The sequence below is a fragment of the Bacillus changyiensis genome, assembly GCF_027706145.1.
GTDB classification, from domain to species: Bacteria; Bacillota; Bacilli; order Bacillales; family Bacillaceae; genus Bacillus; species Bacillus changyiensis.
Window position 1 is genome coordinate 140,432 of sequence record NZ_JAQFWW010000005.1, and the last position, 21,501, is coordinate 161,932.

At 38.1% G+C, this 21,501-nt stretch carries 23 protein-coding genes and 1 pseudogene; 3 read left to right on the top strand and 21 right to left on the bottom strand.

Features of this window, described 5'->3' with window-relative positions:
• Window positions 1-22: 22 nt before the first annotated feature.
• From motS to PDT38_RS15030, 13 genes and pseudogenes are all read right to left on the bottom strand, one after another.
• Window positions 23-724 carry a flagellar motor protein MotS gene (gene motS / locus PDT38_RS14970; RefSeq protein ID WP_270802722.1) on the bottom strand — a complete coding sequence of 234 codons (702 nt, stop codon included), beginning with the start codon at window positions 722-724 and terminating at the stop codon, window positions 23-25.
• The gene (gene motP, locus PDT38_RS14975; protein WP_270802724.1) at window positions 721-1,533 is read right to left on the bottom strand and encodes a flagellar motor protein MotP; all 813 of its coding nucleotides are present in this window, start codon (window positions 1,531-1,533) and stop codon (window positions 721-723) included. Before motP ends, motS begins: the two co-directional genes overlap by 4 nt.
• A gap of 86 nt (window positions 1,534-1,619) precedes the next feature.
• Window positions 1,620-2,624, bottom strand: coding sequence for a catabolite control protein A (ccpA, locus tag PDT38_RS14980; RefSeq protein ID WP_270802726.1), 1,005 nt, complete (start codon window positions 2,622-2,624; stop codon window positions 1,620-1,622).
• Window positions 2,625-2,896: 272 nt separating this feature from the next.
• Window positions 2,897-3,973 carry a bifunctional 3-deoxy-7-phosphoheptulonate synthase/chorismate mutase gene (locus PDT38_RS14985; protein WP_172297117.1) on the bottom strand — a complete coding sequence of 359 codons (1,077 nt, stop codon included), beginning with the start codon at window positions 3,971-3,973 and terminating at the stop codon, window positions 2,897-2,899.
• A 173-nt stretch (window positions 3,974-4,146) separates the two neighbouring features.
• Entirely contained in the window at window positions 4,147-4,995 is an 849-nt protein-coding gene (locus tag PDT38_RS14990; RefSeq protein WP_270802728.1) for a coiled-coil domain-containing protein, read from the bottom strand.
• 127 nt (window positions 4,996-5,122) lie between these two features.
• Window positions 5,123-5,449: a bacillithiol system redox-active protein YtxJ gene (ytxJ, locus tag PDT38_RS14995; protein ID WP_270802730.1), complete on the bottom strand. Its 327-nt coding sequence runs from the start codon at window positions 5,447-5,449 to the stop codon at window positions 5,123-5,125.
• A 38-nt stretch (window positions 5,450-5,487) separates the two neighbouring features.
• Entirely contained in the window at window positions 5,488-5,844 is a 357-nt protein-coding gene (locus tag PDT38_RS15000) for a YtxH domain-containing protein (protein ID WP_270802732.1), read from the bottom strand.
• A 3-nt stretch (window positions 5,845-5,847) separates the two neighbouring features.
• Window positions 5,848-6,267: a DUF948 domain-containing protein gene (locus tag PDT38_RS15005; protein ID WP_270802734.1), complete on the bottom strand. Its 420-nt coding sequence runs from the start codon at window positions 6,265-6,267 to the stop codon at window positions 5,848-5,850.
• A 169-nt stretch (window positions 6,268-6,436) separates the two neighbouring features.
• Window positions 6,437-7,735 carry a UDP-N-acetylmuramate--L-alanine ligase gene (gene murC, locus PDT38_RS15010; RefSeq protein ID WP_270802736.1) on the bottom strand — a complete coding sequence of 433 codons (1,299 nt, stop codon included), beginning with the start codon at window positions 7,733-7,735 and terminating at the stop codon, window positions 6,437-6,439.
• Between the two features lie 160 nt (window positions 7,736-7,895).
• Window positions 7,896-9,380: pseudogene (locus tag PDT38_RS19590) on the bottom strand (DNA translocase FtsK); the annotation flags it as partial.
• A gap of 1,023 nt (window positions 9,381-10,403) precedes the next feature.
• Window positions 10,404-11,009 (bottom strand): YtpR family tRNA-binding protein, encoded by a 606-nt coding sequence (gene ytpR, locus PDT38_RS15020; RefSeq protein ID WP_270802738.1) that lies wholly within the window; start codon window positions 11,007-11,009, stop codon window positions 10,404-10,406.
• A gap of 20 nt (window positions 11,010-11,029) precedes the next feature.
• Window positions 11,030-11,836: a DUF1444 domain-containing protein gene (locus tag PDT38_RS15025; RefSeq protein ID WP_270802739.1), complete on the bottom strand. Its 807-nt coding sequence runs from the start codon at window positions 11,834-11,836 to the stop codon at window positions 11,030-11,032.
• A gap of 21 nt (window positions 11,837-11,857) precedes the next feature.
• Window positions 11,858-12,178 carry a thioredoxin family protein gene (locus tag PDT38_RS15030; protein WP_270802741.1) on the bottom strand — a complete coding sequence of 107 codons (321 nt, stop codon included), beginning with the start codon at window positions 12,176-12,178 and terminating at the stop codon, window positions 11,858-11,860.
• A gap of 184 nt (window positions 12,179-12,362) precedes the next feature.
• Between PDT38_RS15030 and PDT38_RS15035 the strand changes: the two genes are divergently transcribed.
• Entirely contained in the window at window positions 12,363-12,809 is a 447-nt protein-coding gene (locus tag PDT38_RS15035) for a YtoQ family protein (RefSeq protein WP_270802743.1), read from the top strand.
• Between the two features lie 122 nt (window positions 12,810-12,931).
• Here the strand turns inward: PDT38_RS15035 and PDT38_RS15040 are convergent, their stop codons facing one another.
• A complete protein-coding gene (locus PDT38_RS15040) occupies window positions 12,932-14,002 on the bottom strand; it encodes a M42 family metallopeptidase (RefSeq protein ID WP_270802745.1) in 1,071 nt (356 codons plus the stop codon).
• A gap of 140 nt (window positions 14,003-14,142) precedes the next feature.
• Here PDT38_RS15040 and PDT38_RS15045 point away from each other — a divergent pair, with 140 nt between their 5' ends.
• Window positions 14,143-14,457: a PepSY domain-containing protein gene (locus tag PDT38_RS15045; protein ID WP_270802747.1), complete on the top strand. Its 315-nt coding sequence runs from the start codon at window positions 14,143-14,145 to the stop codon at window positions 14,455-14,457.
• 126 nt (window positions 14,458-14,583) lie between these two features.
• On the opposite strand, the gene PDT38_RS15050 is transcribed toward PDT38_RS15045, so the two are convergent.
• Both PDT38_RS15050 and trmB read right to left on the bottom strand, forming a co-directional pair.
• A complete protein-coding gene (locus tag PDT38_RS15050; protein ID WP_270802749.1) occupies window positions 14,584-15,432 on the bottom strand; it encodes a YtnP family quorum-quenching lactonase in 849 nt (282 codons plus the stop codon).
• A 79-nt stretch (window positions 15,433-15,511) separates the two neighbouring features.
• Window positions 15,512-16,153: a tRNA (guanosine(46)-N7)-methyltransferase TrmB gene (gene trmB, locus PDT38_RS15055; protein ID WP_270802751.1), complete on the bottom strand. Its 642-nt coding sequence runs from the start codon at window positions 16,151-16,153 to the stop codon at window positions 15,512-15,514.
• Between the two features lie 183 nt (window positions 16,154-16,336).
• On the opposite strand from trmB, the gene PDT38_RS15060 reads away from it, so the two are divergent.
• Window positions 16,337-16,615, top strand: a complete 279-nt coding sequence (locus PDT38_RS15060; protein ID WP_270802753.1) for a YtzH-like family protein — start codon at window positions 16,337-16,339, stop codon at window positions 16,613-16,615.
• 3 nt (window positions 16,616-16,618) lie between these two features.
• Here the strand turns inward: PDT38_RS15060 and PDT38_RS15065 are convergent, their stop codons facing one another.
• The 5 genes from PDT38_RS15065 to PDT38_RS15085 form a co-directional block, all read right to left on the bottom strand.
• Window positions 16,619-17,413 carry a phosphotransferase family protein gene (locus tag PDT38_RS15065; protein ID WP_270802870.1) on the bottom strand — a complete coding sequence of 265 codons (795 nt, stop codon included), beginning with the start codon at window positions 17,411-17,413 and terminating at the stop codon, window positions 16,619-16,621.
• 179 nt (window positions 17,414-17,592) lie between these two features.
• The gene (locus PDT38_RS15070; RefSeq protein ID WP_270802755.1) at window positions 17,593-18,513 is read right to left on the bottom strand and encodes a YegS/Rv2252/BmrU family lipid kinase; all 921 of its coding nucleotides are present in this window, start codon (window positions 18,511-18,513) and stop codon (window positions 17,593-17,595) included.
• Between the two features lie 43 nt (window positions 18,514-18,556).
• On the bottom strand, window positions 18,557-19,495 hold the full coding sequence (locus PDT38_RS15075; RefSeq protein WP_270802756.1) for a hypothetical protein: 939 nt from the start codon (window positions 19,493-19,495) through the stop codon (window positions 18,557-18,559).
• Window positions 19,479-20,084: an RNA 2',3'-cyclic phosphodiesterase gene (gene thpR / locus PDT38_RS15080; RefSeq protein ID WP_270802758.1), complete on the bottom strand. Its 606-nt coding sequence runs from the start codon at window positions 20,082-20,084 to the stop codon at window positions 19,479-19,481. The genes PDT38_RS15075 and thpR overlap by 17 nt, the downstream gene beginning before the upstream one ends.
• A 219-nt stretch (window positions 20,085-20,303) precedes the next feature.
• Window positions 20,304-21,479: an MFS transporter gene (locus PDT38_RS15085; RefSeq protein WP_270802760.1), complete on the bottom strand. Its 1,176-nt coding sequence runs from the start codon at window positions 21,477-21,479 to the stop codon at window positions 20,304-20,306.
• Window positions 21,480-21,501 lie beyond the last annotated feature (22 nt).

The window sequence follows — 21,501 nt, forward strand, 5'->3', positions numbered from 1 at the left end:
TTCGACTGATTGGTCAGCCCCTTTACTTTGTTTTATCCATTTTGCCAATGACAATTTCAACACGCCTATTTTCTTTCATATGGCTTTCTGTTCGATTATCCTTAACCGGTTTTGTATCTGCATATCCGACTGCCACAAATCGCGAGGAATTCATTTTTTCTTTTGCTGTAAAATATTGAATCACAGTGCTCGCCCTTGCGGAAGAAAGCTCCCAGTTGGAAGGAAATCGGTAGGTGGAAATTGGTCGGCTGTCTGTATGTCCCTCAACATTAATTGGGTTTGGGACTGTTTTTAACAGAACCGAGATTTTATGCAACAGCGGATAGGCCTGTTTTTTAATATCCGCCTTTCCTGAGTCAAAAAGGACGGCTTCCTGAAGTACGAGAATCACACCCCGTTCATCTCGTTTAGCGATAATGAGACCTGAAAGTTGGTTTTTTTCAATATAGTTATTGATTTTCTTTAATAAGTCTTCTTCATGTTGAACAGCTTTTTTTATTTTTTGTTTATCATTTAATTGTTTTTGGTTGACTACAGACTTTCCGTCTACCCTTTCCTGAAAAGATCCGACTGCAGCTTTAAATTTTTTGAGGTCAATTTGCGACATTGAAAATAGTAAAATAAAAAACACAAGGATCAAGGTAATCAAATCTGAAAATGTGAAAATCCAGCTTGAAGATTTTCGACCGGATTCACGTTTTCTTCTTTCATGTCTGAGCTTCATGCATCAAACTCCTTATGTTTTACAGGCCCCACCTGTTTTTTTCGCCATTCTTCTTTAGAGCCGAATACAACTAGCTGACTTTCCAGATTACGTGGGTTTCTTCCCGATTGAATACCGATTATCCCTTCTATCATCACCTGTTTTTTAAAGATTTCATTTTCTGTCTTTTCTTCAAGCTTTGCAGCTATTGGAATAAACAACATATTGGATAAAAGAGAGCCATAGAGCGTGGTTAAAAGAGCAATAGCCATGTTTGGACCAAGGGTTTCGGGCGTATTTAAATTTTTAAGCATCATCACAAGCCCGACAAGGGTTCCGATCATTCCCCATGCAGGAGCAAACTCTCCAGCTTTTTCAAAAATTCTTCGACCTTTTCTATGCCTTTCTTCCATCGCTGCAATTTCCGAGTTCATCACATTACGAATCGTCTCTTCATCCCAGCCATCAACAGCAAGAACCAAGCCTTTTTTTAAAAAGGGATCATTCATTTCATTCAAGTTAGTTTCTAATGATAAAATCCCTTGTTTGCGTGCCTGCTCAGAAAGGCTGATAAATGTTTTGACCAGATCCTTTATATCATCACTTTCTGAAATAAAAACTTGCTTTAAGACAGATGGTGTTCTTTTTAGTTCTTTTGGTGAGAAGCTGACAAAAACAGCCGCACACAATCCTCCTGTCACAATGAAAAAGGACGTTAAATCAACAAATGAATAAAATCCGGTAAGACCAGCACCTGAAATGACGCCGATTACTAATATAAACATGCCTAAAATAAAACCAACCGGTGTAAGATAATCAAATCGTTTCATCTTCTATATTCTCTCCACTAAGGAAAAGAAAGCAAGACATTTCACAAAAGGTGAAAACTTGCTTTCTTTCTCATTATTCTTCTTGTTTACAATATTGCAGATTGTCTGACTTCAAGTCGATGTGGGAGCTGAACAATATGCTCTTCTACTTGCTCCTTATTCATCAGTTTTGTCAAAAGTCTCATTGCCACAGCACCGATATCATAGGTCGGCTGAACAACTGTTGTCAATTGTGGACGAACCATTAAAGAAAGTCTTGTATTGTCAAAACCGATCACTTCAAGATCATCCGGTATTGAAAGAGCTTTATCCTGTGCCGCATGAATAATGCCAAGTGCCATTTCATCTGTTGCTGAAAGGACAGCAGTCGGCTTTTCATCTAGTCTCATGAGCTCAGTCAGTGCATCCATACCAGAATCATACGTATAGTCACCTTCAACAACATACTCTTCTTTAAATTCAAGTCCTTTATCCTTAAGAGCTTTTTTAAATCCTTGAAGTTTCTTTACTTTATTAATCGGTTCAATTAGTGGACCTGATACAAATGCTAATCGCTTATGACCTTTTTCAATTAGCTTGGTTACCGCATCATAAATTGCCTGTTCATAATCGATTGCAACAGATGGTGTTTCTCCTTTTTCTTCAACAGATGCAGCAAGTACAATCGGAACAGGTGAGCGTTTAAATTCTTCAACATGTTCTTCTGTTACATTACCGCTCATGAAGACGATTCCATCAACCTGCTTTCCAAGCATCGTATTAAGTAAATGAAGCTCTTTATCCATATTTTGATCGGAGTTGCTTAGAATAATATTGTATTTGTACATTGTAGCAATATCCTCTATACCTCTTGCCAACTCTGAATAAAAAATACTTGAAATATCGGGTATAATCACACCAACCGTTGTCGTTTTTTTGCTAGCCAATCCCCTTGCAACGGCGTTTGGTCGATATCCTAGACGATCGATCGCTTCAAGCACCTTTTTTCTTGTTGTTGGCTTTACATTTGGATTTCCATTGACAACCCGGGAAACGGTTGCCATACTGACATTTGCTTCACGTGCAACATCATATATTGTAACGTTACTCATTTTTTTACCACTCCTTAAACTAGGTACACTTTCCTTTTTCTACACATGAACATTTTTGTTGAGACATATAATCATGTAAAGATTTTATATCAAACAAACAGATCACAAGTTTACATTCATTTTGATCATTCAAAGCAAAAGGGCCTCTTTGAAATTATACACGGTTTTGTCCAATATGAAAACGTTCCCGATAAGATCAATAAAAATAATGAGTTTCTTGGGCAAATATTATGTAAAAAGACCGCTTCTAAAAAGCGGCCTAAATGGATGGATTATGCTTTTAGCTGAACAAGCGGCTTAAGCTCATTTAACCATTTTTCAAATGTCGGAATATCCATTTGCTGAGCCGAGTCAGACAAAGCAACTGATGGATCAGGATGAACCTCAGCCATCACACCATCAGCCCCAATCGCAAGGGCTGCTTTTGCTGCCGGCAATAAGAGATCACGACGTCCTGTCGAATGGGTGACATCGACGAAAACCGGAAGATGTGTTTCTTGTTTCAAAATTGGAACGGCTGAAATATCAAGCGTGTTTCTCGTCGCCGTTTCATATGTTCTGATACCACGTTCACAAAGGATAATTTGATCATTTCCTTGGGAAATGATGTATTCTGCTGCATTAATAAATTCCTTCAATGTTGCAGCAAGTCCGCGCTTTAAGAGAACAGGTTTTTTGACACAGCCCGCTGCTTTTAATAGTTCAAAGTTTTGCATGTTGCGAGCACCAATTTGAATAACATCTATATAGTTAATCGCTTGTTCAATATGTTCTGGATTGACAATTTCACTGATCACAGCCAGATCATATTCGTCAGCGACACGTTTTAGTATCTTTAATCCTTCAACACCAAGTCCCTGAAAATCGTATGGGCTTGTACGGGGCTTGAAGGCTCCACCACGAAGCAGTTTTAAACCTTGCTTTTTAGCGGCAGCGGCAACTTCAGCAACCTGTTCATAGCTCTCTACTGCACATGGACCGATGATAAACCTTTGTTCACCATCTCCGATTGTTTCACCTTTTAGATTGACAATCGTGTTTTCAGGCTTTTTCTTACGCGAGACGAGGAGTGCCTTACTATGGTCATCTTCTTGAAGCTCAAGACCCGCTTTAAATATCTCTTTAAAGATATGCTGTATTGTAGAATCTTCAAACGGTCCGTCATTATGCTCAATGATACTGTCCAACATCGCTCTTTCTCTTACAGGATCGTAACGATTAATTCCCTGTGCTTCTTTTGTTTTTCCAATTTCTTGGACAATTCTGCCCCGTTCATTAATCAACTTTAAAATCTGTAAATTCAGGTCATTTGTCTGCTGCCTTAGCAAATCCAGTTCAGTGTTGCTCATACTCTCCATCCTTTCTCTTAGCTTCAAGAATGATTCAATTAATTAGGGTTAATTATAAACAAAGTTTGCAAAAATGTCACGAAAAAAATCTTTATCACCTAAACGCTTTTAAGTGTTAAAGTATTATATGGAATTTTTCTGTGTTTTGTTCATGTTTTATTTGTTTTGGTTTTCTAACTTGACTGGCTTTTTAATCGTTGTATTTCTGTTTCTGCTGTGTAGATTCGTTGATTCAAAGCAGCACTCTTATCATCAATATATCCTATGGTCTCCTCCATTAATTTCCCCATACTCACAATAATATTTTTTTGAAGCCTTTCTTGACCTTTTTTCAGTTCTTTTATGTCGTTCTCTATACCATCAAGACGCTGATCCATCCCATTAAGACGATGATTTACCCCGTCATAGCGCCCATCTATTTCATCAAAGCGACCTTCCATCACTTCAAAGCTTTCATCTATACCATCAAAGCGACCTTCCATTCCTTCAATACGCTCATCTATACCATCAAAGCGACCTTCCATCACTTCAAAACGTTTGTCTACACCATCAAAACGACCTTCCATTTCTTCAAAACGCTCATCTATACCATCAAAGCGACCTTCCATTCTTTCAATACGCTCATCTATACCATCAAAGCGACCTTCCATCACTTCAAAACGTTTGTCTACACCATCAAAACGACCTTCAATTTCTTCAAAACGCTCATCTATACCATCAAAACGACCTTCCATTCCTTCAATACGCTCATCTATACCATCAAAGCGACCTTCCATCACTTCAAAACGCTCATCTATACCATCAAAACGACCTTCAATTTCTTCAAAACGCTCATCTATACCATCAAAACGACCTTCAATTTCTTCAAAACGCTCATCTATACCATCAAAACGACCTTCAATTTCTTCAAGACGTTTGTCTATACCATCAAAACGACCTTCCATCTTATTAAGGTGCAGATTGATGGGGTTTAATTGTTCCTCTAATACAGAGTGGAGCATTTCTTTTAAATCGTTAGTCATTTATCATTCACCCCCTATTTTTCATTATATAATAGCATGGTAGCTCAATCGATGTACTTTCGGAAAATTGTCTTTTCCTAAAGGAAAACAAAAAAGACCAAAATAAATTTGGCCTTTTAAACTTGGTTTATTTGCTGTTTTCTGCTAGTGAGTCTGCAGTAATTTGTGAATGAGAAGCATGCCACTTCACTTCACCATTTTTAAAAATGAGCGCTTGAGGGCTTTCATGTTTAATAGCGTAATGCTCAGCAATGTAGTTTGATAATGAACGGCTTTCCTGTACCTTTAGATAATACGCAGGTACATCCTGATGTTTGTCGCAAAATTTTTCAAACTCTTCGAATGCTCGCCGACTAATAGGGCATGTTAGGCTATGCTTAAAGAAAACAAATGATTCATGATCTGCTTCAAGATGTTTAAATTCAGCTTCTGTTTGAATAAGTTGCTTTGGCATGGTGATCCCCTTTCATTCGGAAAGCTTTAGGTTCCCGTCTAGTTATTGTTCTCTGTCGGTTCCTCAATATATTCACTAGCTTCTCCAGCCATTTTTGTTCCCTGATTTCTCAAATCTTTCACTTTATTCATAAGCTGTGTGGATTGATCAGCGACAAGCTGTGAAATAGAAGATGTTTTATCTTTTGCAAGGCTGATGTACTCAGAACTTTTTTCTTTTGCTTGATTTGTCAGCTTATCAGTTTTATCTTTGATAACAGCAGTCTGATTGCCGAGGTCATGTCGTAGTTCTTTTCCTGATTTCGGTGCAAGTAATAAAGCTGTCAAAGCCCCAACAACTCCACCAATAACCGTTCCAATAAAAAAATCTTTAGTATTCATTCCTTCTTTACTCATGTTTTATTCCTCCTTCATTCTTTTTTGTTTCCATTTATTCCAAATTTCTAAAGCGGCATTGCTCCAACTGACAACTTGAGAAATTTTTTCGCGATTGTCTTCCGCTACCGAAGTCACTGTATGTGATACTTGTTGTATTGAAGTGTTAAATTGTCTAATAGAAGTTCCCACTTCCTGAACGGCATCTACAACCGTGTTCAGTTTTAAAGATTTATCTTGAATATCTTCTGCAAGACGATTTGTCTTATGTAAAAGCTCTGTTGTTTCAGTTGTAATACCGTTCATTTGTCCTTCAAGCCCCTCCAAGGTCGAAGCAACATGTTTCAGTGTGGTTTGTACCGTGTTTAATGTTTTTGATATGTAGATTACTAAGATAAGAAAAGCGACAGCGATAAGTGCAACGCTTAAATAAAGAATCATCATCTTCTACATCCTCCTTATTCCTGGGCTTTACAGTGATGTAATACCCAACTAACCAAAATGTAAACTTTTTATCATCATTTTTCTATACAGTATAGCAAAATCCCTTTAGCTGATCAGCTTAATATGTACAAAAAAGCAGCGGATTGTCTCACACTGCCTTCTGTCATTGTTATACTAATGCATTTTCATATGCTCTTAAATACTTCTGAATGTCTCCTGCACCCATAAAGATCAGCACACTATTTTTATGCTCTTTTAATACGGTTATATCTTGTTCATCGATCAGTCCCGCATCCCCGATTTTTTCTTGAAGGTCAGAGATTGTTAGCTTGCCTGCATGTTCACGAGCTGATCCAAATATATCACAAAGATAAACATAATCAGCTTTTTTTAAGCTTTCCGCAAATTCATTCAAAAAAGACTGAGTTCGAGTAAATGTATGTGGCTGAAATACTGCAACTATGTCCCTCTCAGGATATTTTTGTCTTGCCGCTTCAATCGTCACCATGATTTCAGTTGGATGGTGCGCGTAATCATCAATTAAAACTTGATCGCCTACCACTTTTTCATTAAACCTTCGCTTGACACCGCTAAAAGTTTGAAGGCCTTCTTTTATAATATCAACATCTACTTGTTCATAATGACAAAGAGCAATTACAGCCAAAGAATTAAGCACATTATGGCTACCATAAGCCGGAATATAGAAGGTGTCATAAAATGTATTTCTGACAAAAACATCAAATGTTGTACCTTCCGTGTTTTTGATCACATTTCTCGCCTGAAAATCGTTTTCATCAGCAAAACCATAATAAACAACTGGAACATTTGCATGAATTTTCATAAGGTACTCATCATCACCACAAGCAATAATTCCTTTGTTGACCTGTAAAGCCATCGTTTGAAATGCATCAAACACATCTTCAATGTTAGCGAAATAATCGGGATGGTCAAAATCAATATTTGTCATAATCGCATAATCTGGCTGATAGCTGAGAAAGTGTCGACGGTATTCACAGGCTTCCAGTACAAAATATTCACTGTTTTCACTACCTTTACCTGTACCATCTCCAATTAAGTAAGAAGTCGGCTTCGCTTTTTGAATCACATGTGATAAAAGCCCTGTCGTCGAAGTTTTTCCATGTGCCCCAGTTACAGCAACACTGGTGAATTTTTTCAAATAATCGCCTAGAAATTTATGGTAGCGAATAACAGGAATATCTTCAGCAAACGCTTTTGCTATTTCTGGATGGGAATCATCGAACGCGTTCCCTGCAATTACAGTCATTCCCGGTTTAATATTTTCGGGATTAAAGGGATAAACAGGAATATTCCTATCTTCGAGAGCCTTTTGAGTAAAAATGTATTTTTCAATATCCGATCCTTGGACAGTAAATCCATTATCGTGAAGAATTTGGGCAAGTGGACTCATACCTGTCCCCTTTATGCCGACAAAATGATAAACAGTCATAATTGTACCTCCAACAAACGTCTATCTGCTTTCCAGTATATGACGCTTATGTCAATTTGCAACCTCTTGTTATGCTGCATCTTTTAGTTAATTAAGAATAGTTTAGAGACCGAGTATATGATGGGTGAAAAAAATACACCCATCAGCTATCATACCACGTTTAGCTAAAAAATGAACCACTTTCTATCAGGTGTTCCAATTCCGCCTTTGAAATTAAGACTTCTCTCGGCTTACTTCCTTTCGCTTCTGAAATGAAGCCTTTTCCTTCCATCATATCGATCAATCTGGCCGCTCTGTTATAGCCGATACGAAATCTTCGCTGAAGACTAGAGGTGCTAGTACTATTTTGCTCAACAGCAAATGTTAAAGCTTCCGGAAACAACTCGTCCTGCTCAAGACCAGCCGGATTTTGTCTAATTAACTCTTCTTGTTCAAACAAATAGACTGGCTTTTGTTGTTGTTTTACATGTGAAACGACTCGGTCAATTTCATAATCAGAAACAAAGTTACCTTGAAGACGGACAGGTTTTCCAGAGCCATTTTCCAAAAAGAGCATATCTCCTTTTCCAAGGAGCTTTTCCGCTCCTGACATATCAATAATTGTTCTTGAATCAACACCACTTGATACAGAAAAGGCGATTCTAGTCGGTATATTTGCTTTAATTAAACCGGTTATGACATCGACAGATGGACGCTGAGTGGCAATGAGTAGATGGATGCCGCAAGCTCTGGCCTTTTGTGCAATACGACAAATACTTTCCTCCACCTCATTTGGCGCAACCATCATTAAATCGGCAAGCTCATCAATCACAACGACAAGATATGGGAGTTTTTCTCCCATTTTCTTGTCGTGAACTGTTTCATTGAAGCGCTCAATATCACGAACTCTCGCATGTGCAAATAATTCATAGCGTCGCTCCATTTCTTCGACAACCCATTTCAAAGCTGCAGTTGCCGCTTTAGCATCGGTAATAACGGGACTCACTAAATGCGGAATTTGATTATATGGCGCAAGTTCAACCATTTTAGGGTCAATCAGTAAGAGCTTTACTTCTGAAGGCGCCGCTTTATACAAGAGGCTCACTAACACCGTATTAATACAAACGCTTTTTCCTGATCCCGTAGCACCGGCAATTAATCCATGGGGCATTTTTTTTAAATCGAGAACGATTGGCTTCCCGGAAATATCTAGCCCAAGAGCCGAGGTCAATGGAGACTGACTCGTCCTAAATTCAGAACTTCGAATCATCTCACGCAAATAGACCATCTTGCTATGTAAGTTTGGAACCTCGATCCCGACCGTATTTTTCCCTGGAATCGGTGCCTCAATCCGAATATCTTTAGCAGATAAACTGAGCTTAATATCATCGGAAAGATTGGTGATTTTATTTACTTTTACTCCTGGCTCAGGATGCACTTCAAATCTCGTTACAGAAGGACCATATGTCACATGAACAACATTTGCTTTAACATTAAAGTTCTCCAGCGTTTCATCCAAAAGATCTTTTTGTTTCTGTATCCATGCGTGATCATCCTGTCTTTGAGCAGGCGGTACATCGAGAAGTGATAAACTTGGAAATTGATAACTTTGTGGTGCCTTGTGATTTTGTTTGTCAGATGAAAGCATCATAACATTAAAAGGCACTCGAGATGTGTAGCTCTTCTGCTGCTTTTGTGAAGACCCACCCGTAGGCTCATTTACTTTTTGATCAGGAACTTGAGTATCCTGTTTCACTTCTTTTTGTTCATGTTCGTTTTCCAAGACATTATGCTGCTCTAATTTGTTTTCTAAATCACTTTGCTGTAAGTCATGATCTAGGAAAGAGTGGTTATCACACTCATTTTGTCTGTCTGTTGCAGTTTCATCAGTAGACGACTCAGTTTCAACAAACGGCTTTATGGCTGTTGCTTCTTCTGCATGCTGCTTTTGGAAATCATCGTCTTCTTCAATCAATCGCATTCTTTTTTGATTGTCTTCTGAAGATGTAAGATGGATTTCCGTTGGTTCGGTTATATTGATGGATTTCACTTCTTCTGACAGGGAAGGCTTTCTAATTTCCATTTCTTCCCTAACACGATCTACTTTATGTTTTGGCGGAGAAGCAGGTTGAACTCTTTTTTGTTCATGAAAGCCATAAACGGGTGAAGGTATAACTGATGGTCTAAATGGCTTTTTCGTAAACTCTGCCTTGTTTTTTGTAAAACCTGCATGCTGTCTATGAGGCGAAGAATTGTTGTTGACTCTTCGCTTTGTTTGCTGCTCTCTTGGCTTCTTTTTGTTCGTATTCTGGTCTGGAATCATTGGAAAACGGAATTTCCCATTTGGATATTTATAAACCACTTTTGCATCTGGTATTGGTGGCATTTCTTCATTTTCTTGAAATACAGGTCGTACATTATACTGCTTTTCTATGTATTTAACCTGTTCTTTGTCGTCTTCATCTTCACCTAATATTAGGTTGAATAATTTATTAAACCAGCTCATCAATCATCACTCTCTAACTCCCTTAAATTTTTCGGGGACGTTTTTTAGTATACCATTGCTTCTCTCACCAGAAAAGATCAAGGTCAATCTATCCAGTCCCTAAAAATCAAAAGCCACCTAAGTTTTTTCACTCAAGTGGCTTTGTTTACATTGATTCGGAAGCTCAGTTTAATTTATGACATTTTAAAACTGAAATTCTTCCCCTATTATATGATGATCATCTAGGACAAGAATTCCTTTTTCCTGTGGTGCGTCAGGTAGGTTTAATTCTCTTGCAGAACAGATCATTCCACTGGAAGGCACTCCTCGAAGTTCAGCGTCTTTAATGACAAGACCGCTTGGCATCACAGCCCCGACCTTGGCAACAACAACCTTTTGTCCTTCATCTACATTTGGCGCTCCGCAAACAATATTCAATGTTTCAGCTCCTACATCTACTTTACATACACTCAGTTTGTCAGCATTCGGATGTTTCTCTTTTTCTTTAACATAACCGATGACAAACTTTGGAGAAAGGTCGACTGTCAGCTGATCTTTCAAGCCGTTTCGGGCTAACACTTCATTCACATCTTGAACAAAGCTCTCAGACAGTGGAATTGATCCTGTTTCAGACAGTTTCATATAAGATGAAGTGTTAAAAATGTTATAGCCTGTTGTTTTAGCTGATTCTTTATCAAAAATTTTGACGACATCTCCAAAGCGCTCAAAAGCAATGTTTTCAGTTGAAACATCGTGAAGGTTGATTAACAGTGTATCACCGATTCCTTCTAGGTTATAAAATGCGTTCATTCAAAAAATCCTTTCTATCATTACTTTTTAGGGTGATTTTTTGCCAGTATAAACATTGGTTCAAGCTTTCCTTTCTCATATAAAAAGGAAAGCGCTGTTATCGGTACAGTTCCATTGGCAAAAAAACTCATCGACATTTGCCCAAGAATATCATATCCTGCTTGGTTGCGGATATCCGCAATAATGAGGACATCTTGATGAGGGATTGAGACTGCGAGTGTTCCTTGCACTTTTTCTTCATATTCTATTAGAATGGAATCATTTAAAATCCGGCTGGCATCATAACCATCATTCGCTCTGAAAAAATAAAAATGATTGTCAGCTACAATATCTTCTTTAACAATCGTTTGAAGGGAACGAAGGTTAAACAAGGACATTTCTTTTATACTTTCCTGTGTTAAGCCCTCTTTGTCAAGCATATGTTGATCGAGTAGCCGATACGTATTGCCTAGATCAAGCGCATAATAAATGCTCGTTTCTGCGGTATGGTCATCAAAGATGAGTGGAATGCCACCACTTGATTTCTGAGGAAATGACGTTGAACGGATCACAGGGTAAATCAAGTTTTCTCGCCCCTTGATCTCTTGTGATTGGTCCTTCATCGCCTTTAAGGCTTCTTTTGTATAATAGACCACTTCTTCAATGACTTCATCTTTTTTTTGCTCCCATTTTGCGATGATTCCAGGAAGCTCTAGAGTTATCCCCTTTTTAGCAAGCTTGTCCTCGATCCGAAGTGTGTCTTTTTCTTTATCGAAATGAAAGGACCAGCTTTCATTTTGCAGACGTCTTTTTAAGGTGTCGGAAAGTTTCCTTGGCGTCATTTTCATAGAGGAACTCTCCTTTCGTCGTTACTTTTTCAGAGAATCATTTAAAAATTGTTCAATTTCATCTTTTGTTTTGCGATCTTTATTGACAAAACGGCTAATTTCCTTACCGTTTTTAAAAACGAGAAAACTTGGAATTCCGAAAATATCCCATTCTGCACATGTATCAATAAATTGGTCCCGATCAACATAGTAAAATGTGAATTCTGGGAAATTCGCTTCAAGCTCTGGTAAAAACGGATCGACAAAACGGCAATCCGGACACCAATCAGCTGAAAACATCAATAGAGATAAATCTGAAAGAATGGATTTTTCCAGTTCTTCAGCAGTTTCAATTTTTTTCAAGATATAACGCCTCCAATAAATTTGTTCTCATTTTCATTCAGATCATACCAGACATCTAACAGTATAGCCAGACATTTGCCGACAGTCTATTTTTCAAATAAAATCAAGCTACACTTGTTTAACATGATCAGTAAACGGGTAAAAGTATGTTAATGGTTTTTATTCAAACAAAGGAGGAGTTTTCATGGAATTTATCGTTTATTTAGCGGGAGAAATACATACCAACTGGCGCGAAGAAGTAAAAGAAAAAGCAAAATCTCTTAAACTACCCTTCAAATTTGTCGGCCCAATGGAAGATCATGACCGCTCTGACAACATTGGTGAAGAAATATTAGGCAAACAGGCTGATTCAATCGCAAAAGATCACGTAGCCTCAGATATAAACAATTTCAGAACTTCCGTTTTCATGAACAAGGCAGATATTGTGATTGCACTTTTTGGTGAAAAATATAAACAATGGAACACAGCCATGGATGCTTCATCTGCCATTGCAAAAGGGAAACCACTCATTATCATTCGTCCGAAGTCTCTTCACCATCCACTAAAAGAACTGTCAAACAAAGCAAATATTACGGTTGAGACTGTAAATCAGGCCATGAAAGCACTCTCATATTTATTTGAAACTTCCTGATAATCCTTTATCAACATGCATCAGGGGAAATTGCAGACTCCTGCGGGTTCTCACCTGCGGAAAGCGTGCAAATTCCCCGATTTTTATAAATGTACACTACTTTCGGGACAACCTCTTACATATTAATCGTTTATCATCGATTGAACCAAAGATCTGTCACATGCTTTAACTAATTTAATGAGCAATTCTTTTGCAGCTTGATAATCATCAACATGAATAATAGAAGCTGAAGTATGAATATATCTTGAACAGATACCGATCACTGCTGAAGGGACACCTTCATTAGAAATATGCACTCTTCCAGCATCTGTCCCGCCACGAGAAACAAAATATTGATATGGAATATCATAGGTTTCAGCAGTATCAAGCACAAAATTTCTCATTTCTCTGTGAGTCACCATTGTCCTGTCAAAAATCCTTAGAAGCACCCCTTTTCCAAGCTGACCAAATTGCTGTTTATCTCCGTTCGTATCGTTTGCCGGACTGGCATCAAGCGCAAAAAATAAATCAGGTTGAATCATGTTGGCTGCTGCCTGGGCTCCTCTTGTTCCAACTTCTTCCTGAACAGTCGCTCCCGAATACAGCGTGTTCGGAAGGTCTACTCCCTGCATTTCTTTCATTAATTCGATGCTCAAACCGCAACCATAGCGGTTATCCCAAGCTTTCGCCATCCATTTTTTTTCATTCGCTAGCGGTGTAAATGGACAGATTGGCACAATTTGTTGACCAGGTCTGACACCGATCTTCTCTGCATCTTCCCGATCATCTGCACCGATATCAATCACCATCGCTTTAATATCCATTGGACGTTTTCGCTCTTCATCACTTAGAATATGAGGTGGTTTACTTGCGATGACTCCCGGAATCGGCCCATTCTCTGTATGGATTTCGACACGTTGAGCCAAAAGCACCTGGCTCCACCAACCGCCAAGCGTTTGAAACCGAATCATACCATTATCCGTAATAGCAGTTACCATAAATCCTACTTCATCCATATGGCCAGCCGCCATGATTTTCGGACTATCCTTAGGGCCATGTTTTACGCCAAACACACCGCCAAGCCGATCTTGAATGATCTCATCAGAATATTTTTTAAGTTCTTTTTTCATGAAGGCACGTACAAGATGTTCATTTCCGGGTGCACCAGGAAGTTCGGTCAGCGTTTGAAATAGTATTTTCGTTTCGTGGTTCATCTGTTTCCCTCATTTCTTATAGATCTAGTACACATTTTACATAAGTACACAATATCTTTCCAGAAAAGAAGCTATTCTTAACATGAAAGGACATGTTCTGTATAATGAAGAATAAGAAACTTTGGAGGTGCTAATCGATTATGAAGTTGCGCCATTTTGTTCTTGGAGCTGGAGTCGGCATTGCGGCAGCTTTTATTGTTAAAGAATATGTCGCATCACCTTACATTTCTTCAGAAAAAGCGCTTCGCATCGTAAAATCTGCTTTTAAACAGAGAGGTCCGATTGATGGATCGTGGATTTATACTGTTCCTGAACCATATACAGTAAACGGTGAAACCATAACAGTTTATAAAACAGGGATCACTCGTTCAGTCTTTGGAGAGCTTGAACAGTATGAAGTAATGATTGATGCAAAAACAGGCATGATTGTAGCTGTTATTGACACCGCAACATAATATGAGGGGGTGTCTAAAAAGTCCTTTATCAACATGGATCAGGGGAAACTGCGAGGCTCGCGGAAAGCGAGCAAATTCCCCAATTTTTATTCATCCACACTACTTTCAGGACACCCCATTGTCAGATTACAAACTCTTCTCTCTTCTCAATGACACTGTAATATCTCCGTTTTCATCCCATTTTAAAGCTCTAAAAACCGCATCATGATAAAAGATATACCACGCATCTTTTTCAGCTGCTTTTGCCTGCCATTTTTGTTTAGCAGCAATTGAGTTAAGCGGATAATCATCATAGGCAAGCACCCATAAAGGATTCCGATGAGCATGTGTAGGCATGATATCTGCCAAATGAAGCGCTGTTTCACCCGAATCTTCCAGAACAACGACAGAATGTCCGTCACTGTGTCCACCTGTATGATACATTGAGATCCCTTGGACAATCTCACGTTTATTTGTAAACGTTTCCACTTGGTGTTGTACCGCTTCCCAGTTTTCTTTCCAGTATGTATTTTTGGAGCGAATATTGGGATGTTTCATTTCTTCCCATTCAATAGAAGACGTATAAATCACAGCATTTTTGAAAACAGAAACAAGTTCATTTCCTTCATAACGTGTTAATCCACTCGCATGATCAAAATGAAGGTGGGTCATCAACACAGCATTAATATCATCTGTTGAAAGTCCAAGTGTTTTCAATGATTGATCAAGTGACGTTTCTTCTGTAACACCATAGTTTCTTTTTTGTTTATCCGTCATTTTGCCGAATCCGATGCCTGAATCGATTAACAAATTTACTCCGCTCTTTTGAACAAGGATTGGATCTGTCCTCAATTCAATCTGATTCTTATCATTAACAGCATATTTTTTTGACCAAAGTGGTTTTGGTACAACACCAAACATAGCGCCTCCGTCCATATGTGTAACACCGCCGTTTAACCATGTTAATTTGATACTCCCAATATTTAACGTTTCCATCTAAGATCCCTCCCACTCTATCGTAGCAAAAAGATCATTTAAGCAAAACAAAAAACAGACCTGGGAATGATCTGTTTTTTCATATTCTCCACTCAGCTTCAACTCTGTAAATAGGCTGACCTTTAGCAGAAAATTTTTCTTCATATTCAGTCATTACATTATCTTCAAAATCGCTTTGATGCAAGTCAAGGCTAATAAATGTCAAAACAAGACCGTATTCAGAAAAACTTTTTAAGGAGTATTCGAATAAACCACGGTTATCTGTTTTAAAGTGAATGGCCCCTTTTCCACCTAACACCTGTTCATATTTTTTCAAAAACACATGGTTTGTTAAACGGCGTTTTTGATGACGATTTTTTGGCCACGGGTCAGAAAAATTCAAATAGACTCTCTTAATTTCCCCATCTGCAAATACATCAGGGAGCATCTCTGCATTGATATTTAACAATTTTACATTTGGTGCTTCTGTTTGCTTTAGTTTATCAACCGCAGTGACGATAACGCTTTTAAATAACTCAATGCCGATATAGTTCACATCTGGATTTTTCTCGGCCATCCCTGAAATAAACTGACCTTTTCCAGTCCCAACTTCAATATGGATCGGATTGTCATTTCCAAAAATGGAATGCCATTCCCCTTTATATTCAGACGGATCACTGATGACAATATGTGAGTTCTCTGCCAAGTAATCATCCGCCCAAGGCTTGTGACGCATTCTCATGTACTTACACCTCTATCTGTAATATCAACTAACAACATATCAAGAAATTGATGATCCCGCAAGGTTTCTCCCAAGTCAAAAAAGAACCTGAGCTCTCTAAGGTCCTCAGATCCTTCGTGTATAAAAAACATCTTTCCTGAACAATATATCCATATATTGCGAATGAAGGGAAGTGCCATTTTTATGGGATTAAATCACGAAAATCAAATGCACCTATTAAAAGACATTCTTTCTGACCATCAAGCAGACTGCTCCGGTACTGTTGCTGAATGTGAACAGGTTGAACGAATCATTAAATCGTTATACACAAATATTGACCTTGATGCTAACTTAAAAGGTGTGCTCGAAGACATATACCTCTACAGCCAAAGAGGAAAATCATCACCTTCTATTCAAAATCACATTCTTGAGCACCAAGATCGACTCACACAGTGGGTAGAAGAAATTGATTCATTTTCTTAAAGGTCAGATAAGACGCTCTATCAGTATGTTAAGCTGTTCAAGGTCTTGATGGAAGCTCTCATGATTTCCTCTTTTTAGTTGCCAAAGCGGTGATATTGCAGCCTCTGCCAATACGTACCAAGCCATCCTGAGCTTTAAATTGTCAGTTATTGAAATACCATAACGTTTCAGCCATTTTTCCCAATCTTGCTCCCCAACATAATGGTAAAGAAGATGCCCTAAATCAATGGCAGGATCTGCAATCATAGCACCGTCCCAATCAATTAAATAAAGCTGATCTTCATCTGTCAAAAGCCAATTATTATGATTCACATCACAGTGGCAGACAACTTTTGCTGCGCACTTTACATCATTCAGATGATGTTCAAGATAAAAAAGGACTTGTTCAAGCTGTGGAATCGAATACTGTCGGGCTTGGATAAATTGTTTTAATTGTGTGATTACAGAACTTGGCTGAAAAGGCTGAATACCGAGTCTCTTCAGCATATCTAACAGCTCTTTTGAAGTATGGATTTTCCGAAGCATCTCAGCCACTGCTTGACTGTTCATATCTTTCGGTTTCAGCTCCCTGCCTTTAAGCCAGTGTTGCGCTGTAATCACATCTCCATTTTCCAATCGTTTCGTCCAAACGAGCTTAGGAACAATTCCTTCCGCAGACAAGACAGCTAAAAAAGGAGAGCTATTCCGTTTTAAAAAAAGTTGCTGTCCATTATGTTTTGCATAATATGCATCTCCTGTAGCTCCTCCCGCGGGGGAAATTTCCCATTCGCTACCTAATAATTGTCCCAACCAGTTCATATCGATTTTCAACCCATCATTTCTCAAAGATTTTAAAGGCATTCAATGCCTTCTAACAGAAAAAAACGTCTCATATTAATCTATATTCAAATAAAAAGACGGCTATTGAGAGTAATCTGTGCTAAACAATAGCCGTCTTTTAAATTTTATCGCTATCTGGCAAACTTCGTCAAGCAAAATTAAACTTTTAAACGAAGAGAATCGGTACTTGTTTTAACAAAAACAGGGGTTGAACCAATGATTTCCCCATCTGCTTGGAATAGAATTCTTTCATTTGTATGGAAGTAGATTTCTTTCGTTTTAAATGCGTTAACACCTCTTTTGCCTATATGCTTACCAAAAGCCATGGCAAGCAAAAGGCCAGCTTTTTTGAGTGTTGGAAGATCTTCAATGATCATCACATCCAAAATAGTCTCACGTGGATTTGCATTTGGTGCAATCTTCATCCCTCCACCATAGTATGGATGATTTGAAACAGCTGTAAACCAGACTTTTTTATATGTTCTAGTTTCTCCTTCAGTTTCAATCGAAAGGACAAACGGTTTAAAGGTAAAAGCAGAGACAAAAAAGATGATTGGATGAAGCAACGGCTTCAACTTTAAAAACCCCATCCATTTCGGTAATTCTGAAAATTTTTTTTCAGCATAGACGTCAAAACCGATACTAAGATGATTAGCAAAATAAAGATCGTTTGAACTATCTTTTGTTTGAAAACTGCCCAGTGCATAAGTGCGTGTAAGCGATTCCCCTGTGCGCTTTAAATTTTTAATCATCTGTGATTTTTTAACTGAATAACCTCGCTTAAAATCATTTCCTGAGCCGACTGGAATGACGCTTAGTTGAATATCTTGGAGACTGATTAAACCATTCAAAACTTCATGGATCGTTCCGTCCCCACCAACAACTAACAAACGTTTCAGCCTATCATCCTGTATCGTTGATATTTGTCGTGCCAAAACCTCAGCATGCCCAGGATACTGTGTCATAAACGAGCGATACGATACATTTGCTTTCCGAAGTTCCTTTTGCAATGTTTTCCAAACGCTAAGAGATGACGAGTTTCCTGCTTTCGGATTAATGATGATATACCATTCACTCATAATTTATTTCTCCATTTGTCATTCTAAAAAAATGCATGAATAGCTAATTGAGCCATTCCTTTCTTCGCTTTGAATCTGAGACTCCATAAGATAACAAAAGCTTAGCTGTTTTTAGCTGTTGATTTTTAATGGGAGCAATATTTTTTTTATGTTTTGCTAGCCAATCACTCCACTGTCTTCTATCAAAAACTTCTATTCCATATGGTGGGTCAGGAAAATCAATAAAAGATGTTCTGCTGATGATCACTTTGTGGATAGGGAGGTCAATTTTTGCTTTTTTTAATAAACCCGTCACAATTGATCCTGTTCTTAAAAGTTCAGTAGAAGGATTCAAAACAGACTTCTCAACACCTCTTACTGTTTTCTCTTTCCAAAAACGGTTTTTGGACCCATGAAAAACACTTTCCCTTTCACCTTCAAGAAATACGACACAAAAGATTTCAAGCGGAGTTAAAATGATGATGCTTAGTTCAGCTGTTGCTTGATTAACTTGTAAAACCGGACGATACATCAGAAAATAAGAATCAGGAAGCTGCTGAGCTAAAATTTGCAGGATCTTGTCATTCTTTATTTCCCGGGAAAGCTTGGAAATGTCTGAAATCGTCGAGCTTGCCCATTTTAACTGGAACTCATAAATGTATTCCTTAAAAAAAGATAGTAAATCTTTTCTATCCACAGGAATCCTCGCAAGAAACGATTCGTTTAGATCCTGATCTAAACTGTTAAACAACTGACCACTCACTTCATTGCTAGTCTTAATATCGGATGTATCTTTTTTTCTCTTTAATGAAAATTTTTTTTGACGACCTTTTTCTTCTTCTAAAGATTGAGATTCAAGAAATTGAGCCGCTTCCTTCTGTTTCGCAATGTCGACCATTGACTGCCAACGCTGTTTTTTTAAGCGAATATATTGATTCATATAGTGATAAGGATCTTGCTCATATCTTGAGATACAGTCCTGTATTTTAATAATCTGTGCCATTGTTTTTCATCTCCGAATCCTGCTCGTCTGTTGCCGCCTGTTTCCCAAAAACTACAATAGTTTTATGTTCATATTTGGGAATTTGGTCTAAATGGGTTGCAAAAATGACGAACTGATTTGCTGTGAATGATATTTCGTTTTTCAATGTTTTGGTATGTTCATGAAAAGGAACAGTTGATTTCCATTTTCTGGCGATTGTAATATGCGGGTGAAATGGTCGATTCTCGATTGTAAAACCCACTTCAGTAGCGGCCCTTTTCACCTTTTCTCTTACATGTAAAAGAATTTTAGAGTATTCTGGTTCAACATAAAATATCCTCGGTTGTGACGATTTGCCGAATGTTCCGGTTTTTTTCAGTGTGAGCCGAAAAGAAGAAATTTGCTCTGCAATTAGCTGAAGTTTGTTCTCAAGTGCTAAAAGCTGATCTCGATCAGCAGCTCCTAGAAACACGAGGGTCAAGTGATAATCTAAAGGATGTACCCATTTATGAAAAGAAAAATCCGGATCATTTTTCATCATTTGATAAAGATGCTCTGAAAGCTCAGCCGGAAATGGAATTCCAATAAAATAATGCGGTTGTACAGACATATGTATAACTTCCTTCCATTCATCTTCTCTACATTTTAACAAATATTAATGGTACTTATAACCTCCCTTTTTTGCTTTTGTAAGGTTCATGGTAATGTTAGGTAAATTAATTTGTAAAATTGAACCATTACTACCAGAGAGTATTGAGACAATATGAAATGAGACAAAACAACATAAAAAGCTTGTAGAAAGCATTGTCTACAAGCTTATATTTCTTGCTTATGATGAAATTGAAGATTCCATAGCAGACGCTTTTCTCGCAAAGATATTCATTCCCAAAATGATCAGAAAAGAAAGCGTAGATAAAATACCAAAGAAAAGGTAGACATAGAGCGCTGAATACCGTTCAAAAATTAAGCCCCCCATATATGTACTAAACCAATTCCCCAAACCGTTTCCAACTGCTGAATATAAACTGATCGCTGTCGCACCTAAATGTGCTGGTGCCAACTTTCTGACATATTGAAGAGCGGCAGGGATGAACAGTCCGACTGAAAAGCCTTGAACAACACATGTTGCATAAACAAATGGAAGTGATGGCGTAAAAAAATAAAAAATCCAGCGCAATGAAGAAATAAAAACAGCAAATAACAACACTCTCTCAATTCCAAACCGCTGAATTAAACTGTTCGCTGCTTTCATAAATGGAGCTTCACTACCGGCTGCAAACAAAAACGCGATTCCTACCCCGGCAAGCGTACCGCCAATTTCATTAATATAAATACCGAAATAAATATTGTGAGCTAAAGTCGGGCCCATCATAAAAAAAGCTGCTACTAAAAAAAGAAAGTATTTTTTAATTTTAAGAAGCTCTTTAATCCCTGACTTTAAGTTAACCTTCATTGTTTTATTTTCTTTCGGAAGTCTTGAAGCAAATCCCGCTGCCAAGATTAAAAAAAGCATAAACGTATAAAAAATCACGGAAAGGTGAAATGTTTCTGCAAGCCTGCCTATAATAAAAACAGCTGTTGCAAACCCAAGAGCGCCCCAAAGCCTGATCGAGCCATAAGGGATCTTTGATTTCTCAGCAAAGTCAATCGCAATACTATCAGAAAGCGGAACAACTGCACTTTGAAACATCGAAAGTAAGACCATCATCACCATCAGAATCACAAACGAATGTGCAAACGAGAATAAAAATGCAAATATAGCGGTAAACAGTAAAGCAACCGTTAATAATACTGTTGGTTTTCGCGTCAAGTCACTTGCCATTCCCCAAATAGGTTGAATGAATATCATAACAACCGGACTGATCGACATAATTAATCCAATCTGTCCTCCAGTTAAGTGGACAGTGTCCTTTAAGTAGACAGACAAGAGCGGAAAAAACGCGCCATAGCCAAAAAAGAATAAAAAATAGAATGAATAAAACCGCTTACTCATATGTAAGTTCAAAATAGCCCCTCTCCCCTCAACG